The organism is Protofrankia sp. Cr1, assembly GCF_963555865.1.
GTDB lineage: Bacteria > Actinomycetota > Actinomycetes > Frankiales > Frankiaceae > Protofrankia.
This window is the reverse complement of the sequence record NZ_CAUVXO010000160.1, coordinates 2,735-7,101: the sequence shown is the minus strand read 5'-3', so window position 1 is coordinate 7,101 and position 4,367 is coordinate 2,735. Positions and strand designations below refer to the sequence as shown.

Below are 4,367 nucleotides of genomic sequence, written 5' to 3'. Positions count from 1 at the left end.
GCTGGACGCTGCCACGTCCTGGACTCGATAGCGGGCTGTGGTGACGAAAAAAGCGACCGTGATGCCATAGGCGTACTCCATCTCATCCGAATCTCATGCCGGTCAAAAGTGGAACGGCTTTAAGAGCGCCCGGCGTACAGGCACCACTCGCGCAGCCATCTCCGCAGCGAGAACGCCAAGAACAACCTGCCAGCAGGACAGAGACTTCTAGTTTTCTATCCGTAACCGCCCGGCACGGGCCTGCGCCCGTCACCTTCGACGACGACTCTGCACTCGCGCAGCTCTGCGCTAGCGTGACTCCCAGCCTAGCCCAACTTCGACCCAATGTAAGCTTCTACGGGTAAGCTCGTACGGGCGCAACCCTGCGTCACCGCCGAGTACTCTACGAACCCTACCAGACCCGGCGCGGAGAGGCACCTTTGTCCGAAGGTGATCGGGTGCGACGCCCACACCGATCGGGCCCGCAACCGGATCCGACATCGGGCGGATGTGACGATAAATGTGCTACACGGGGACGTACTTGACATACGAGGCGCTCAAGGCGTACTTTTCGTGCACGGAGAGGATACCGATCAACATCATCACGACGACTCCGGGACGTCGACTGCTGCCCGATGGAGCCAGCTGCCGCCCAGCGCACTAGCGTTTCCCGCCGGACAGTTCCTTCGCTGACAAAGGATCATCCCTGGCCGTGGCTGTACGTGTGTGTAGCTTGTGTGGCCACCAGAAGTGCCATCCTCGCAGTGCTGCCAGAGTGGGCACGATTCTGGTGGCAAGGACGTTTGCGGCCAACAGCACGCCCAGGGCGACGGCCAAACCGATTTCCTCCAGCAGCTGGATCCCGGTCAGGAGCAACGAGGCGAATGTGCCGGCCAGGACGAGAGCGGCGGCCGACACAGCGGGTGCCCCGTGCTCGATGGCGAGGCGGGCTGCGCTCCTGGGTCCTTCACCTGCATTGAATTCTTCCCGCAGGCGCGATGCAATCAATATATTGTAATCGGTTCCGATCGCCATCACAAACAGGTAGACGATGATCGGTATCGTGAAGTCGAGCCCAGTGAAACCGAACCCGTCCAGGAAGACGAGCACAATGGTCCCGAGCGTCGCCGCATAGGTGATGATGACGCCGGCAAGGAGATAGATCGGGGCCACGATCGTCCGGAGCAGAAGAGCGAGAATGATCGCTACCGCTACCAGCGCCAGTGGAAAGACATGCTTCATGTCGTTACGCAGCGCGGCACGGACATCGACCAGCTGTGACGTCGTCCCGCCCACCAGCACCGTCGCGCCGGGGATCGACCCGTTCGCCGTGGTCCGGACCGGACCCGCCACGTTGTCGATGGCGGAGATCGAGTACGGATCGTCCGTCAGGAGCACCTGAATCATCGCAGCCCCGCCGTTCGGGGTGTACTGGGGCGGCACGACGGTCGCGACGCCGGTGGTCCTTGCCAGCGCTGCTGAAAGGGCGTTCACCTCGGTATGGGCCGGCGGCGCCGGCGAGGTCACAAAGACCTGGGTTGGTCCAAGATACCCAGCTGGAAATGCCGCCGCCATGGTGTCGTACGCCTGCTGGGAGGGCGTGTCGGACGGCAGCTCAGCCAGCTGGTTGTAGGTGGTTTTGTAGCCGAGCGTCCCGAACGCCTGCACAATGAGCGCCCCACCACTGACTCCGAGGACCACAGCCGGATGCCTGGCCACCCGCCCACCGATCCGCTCTGAACGGGTGCGGTGTCCCTCATCCGCCGGCTTCGGATACGCGGGCCAGAACAGGTGAAGCCCGAGGATGCTCATGATGGCCGGCACCAGGGTCAGTGCTGCCAACAGCATCAGCGCGACCCCCACGATGAGGCCGGGTGCCAGCGTTCGGAGCGACTCCAGGCTGGCGACCAGTAGTGCGGCGAACGCGGCCATCACGGTGGCCGCCGCCGATGTGATGACCTCACCGACCCGGACCACCGAATAGCGGAGGCTGGCGAGCGCGCCGTCACCCTTGGAAACACGCTCCCGATGACGGAACAGGAGGAAAACGATGTAGTCCGTACCGACTCCGAACATCACCACCAACAACAACGGTGCGAGCTCGGGCCCCACCACGAAGCCGAGCCAATCCGCCAGGTCCGCGGTGACGGCCTCCGCCATCTGATGGACGATACCGATGATCACTATCGGTAGGACCGCGATAATCGGGCTGCGGAACACGAATCCGAGCAGTAGGAGAATCAGAACCACGGTTGCGACGGTGATGATTTTCTCGGCATTCCGAAAAGCATTCGTACTGTCGACACTGATCGCTGCATTGCCGGTGAGGCCACCCTGTAGCCCCGATCCGGCGAGGAAGTCCGTTGTACGATCCCGCACGTCGGGGACGGCCGCGTTCGGGCCCTGCTCGCCGGGCTGGCCGGCGAAGACGACCTGGACGAGTTGGACCTTCCCGTCCCCGGAAAGGTGGGACGCCGAGGTCGTGACCGAGGTCACCGCTGGGATATGAGCCCCGCTGAGGGACGCGGCAAGTGCCGAGATCTTCTGCTGGTCGGACGTGGTGAGCACGCCGCTGTCGGTGCGATTCACCACGATGAGCCCGCTTGCGCCGGCCATCGCAGGAAAGTTCTCCTGAGCCACGTTCTCCGCCTGGACGGACTGGTAGGAGCCGGGCAGAAACGACGAGTTGTTGTTCGATGTGAACCTGGTCAGACTCGGCGACGGAATTATGATGAAGGCGGCAACCGCGACCCACGCCACTATGATACGCCACGGATGTGCGACGACGGCCCCGCCGAGTCTGTCGAACACCATTCCTCCAGGCGTTGGGCGCGACGACAGGCCGTCCGAATTGTTGATATCCGCCTCTGGCGCTGGAAAAAACAGCACCGCGGCCCCGCAGTGCTGATCGAATGCATCATGTTCGCACCGCACGAGCCGCTTTTCCACATCACCCGACAGCGCTCTGCCGCGTCACCCTCACCCTGACACAACGCCGACCTCGCCGCCATCGAGGAAAATGGATCAAGCCCGCTGGATGGTCGCAGCGGCGGCCCAGGCCGAGGGCGCGCCGACGGATCTCGCCCCGGTCACCCCCGGCCCCCACGCGTGACGACAGCGGGCGGAGCGAGGTGCGCTGGACCCCCGACACACCCGGAACATCAGCCGTGGGACGCATGTCACATTCCGGACAGCCTCGTGACCGCACACTATGCACATAGTGATTCTGTTACCACAGGGACGGCGGACACCGCTGGAGGGTGAGGAATCTGTGGACATCGGGGGACGCAGTGGCGCCGGGGTTGCCCTGCTTTCGAAGGGAACCGGGCTCACCCACATCACGGTCGGTCTGGGTTGGGATCCGGATCTCACCGGATCGACCGAGTTCGATCTGGACGCCAGCGCTATCGCACTGACCGCGGACGGCCGGGCACCGTCACGGGACTTCTTCGTGTACTTCAATAACCTGTCAAGCCCACTGAGTGAAATCGTCCACCGGGGCGACAACCTGACCGGCGAGGCTGACGGCGACGGATCCGGCGAAAGCACCGATGACGAGCAGATCGACATCCGTCTCGACCGGCTGTCCCGCAGTATCACCCGGATCGTCTTCCCCGTGAGCATCTACCACGCCGAAGACCGGCAACAGAACTTCGGCGATGTCCGCAACGCCTACATCCGGGTCCTCGACACGGACAGTGGCACCCAGGTCGCCCGCTATGACCTGACGACCCAGGCTGCCACCGAGACCGCAATGCTGTTCGGAGAAGTCGTCCGTGACGGCACCGGCTGGACGTTCCGCGCACTCGGCGAAGGCCGGGTCACCGGCCTGACGGGCATCGCGCGCGAATACGGCCTCGACGTCTGACCGACTGGCCCGCAGCGGCGGGTAGGGCGCTGATCAGTCCCGGTAGGCCGATCGGGCCGACTCCCTCCCCCGCCTCGCGATCTACGCACCCCAGCCCCATTCCTTGATCCAAAACCCTGGTGCCGGGCGCTCTGAAACCGTTCAGGATGCCAAGATGTCCGCATGACGCAACCCTCGCAAGATTCGATCATCGATCTGCCGATCTCCACCACATTCGATCTTCCCGGCTTTACCGTCGAGCGGACCCTGGGCCTGTGCTGGGGCCTGATCGTCCGCAGCGTCGGTGCGATCAAGGGCATCTCCGGCGGGTTACGGGCGCTTCGCGCCGGCGAAGTACCGCAGTACACCGAGGTCGTGGACGCGGCACGCCGCACCGCGCTGGAGCGGTTGGTCGCACATACGCGTGAACTGGGTGGCAACGCCGTTCTCGGCGTCCGCTTCGACTCCTCCGATGTCGGCAACGGCCTGGCGGAGATCGTCGCCTATGGCACCGCCGCAGTCGTACGACCAAACTGACAAC

At 64.0% G+C, this 4,367-nt stretch carries 3 protein-coding genes; 2 read left to right on the top strand and 1 reads right to left on the bottom strand.

Features of this window, described 5'->3' with window-relative positions:
• Positions 1–639 precede the first annotated feature (639 nt).
• Complete coding sequence (locus tag U9980_RS14105) at positions 640–2,793, bottom strand: MMPL family transporter (RefSeq protein ID WP_416210275.1); 2,154 nt, start codon at positions 2,791–2,793, stop codon at positions 640–642.
• A 457-nt stretch (positions 2,794–3,250) separates the two neighbouring features.
• On the opposite strand from U9980_RS14105, the gene U9980_RS14100 reads away from it, so the two are divergent.
• Together U9980_RS14100 and U9980_RS14095 are read left to right on the top strand one after the other, a co-directional pair.
• Positions 3,251–3,847, top strand: coding sequence for a TerD family protein (locus U9980_RS14100; protein WP_322768329.1), 597 nt, complete (start codon positions 3,251–3,253; stop codon positions 3,845–3,847).
• Positions 3,848–4,009: 162 nt separating this feature from the next.
• The gene (locus U9980_RS14095) at positions 4,010–4,363 is read left to right on the top strand and encodes a YbjQ family protein (protein ID WP_322748091.1); all 354 of its coding nucleotides are present in this window, start codon (positions 4,010–4,012) and stop codon (positions 4,361–4,363) included.
• The last annotated feature ends 4 nt before the right edge of the window (positions 4,364–4,367 follow it).

What these genes read in the sequence shown, in the direction of transcription:
- U9980_RS14095 (WP_322748091.1), top strand. Translation starts at nt 4,010, where the DNA reads ATGACGCAACCCTCGCAAGATTCGATCATCGATCTGCCGATCTCCACC.
- U9980_RS14105 (WP_416210275.1), bottom strand. Translation starts at nt 2,793, where the DNA reads ATGGTGTTCGACAGACTCGGCGGGGCCGTCGTCGCACATCCGTGGCGT.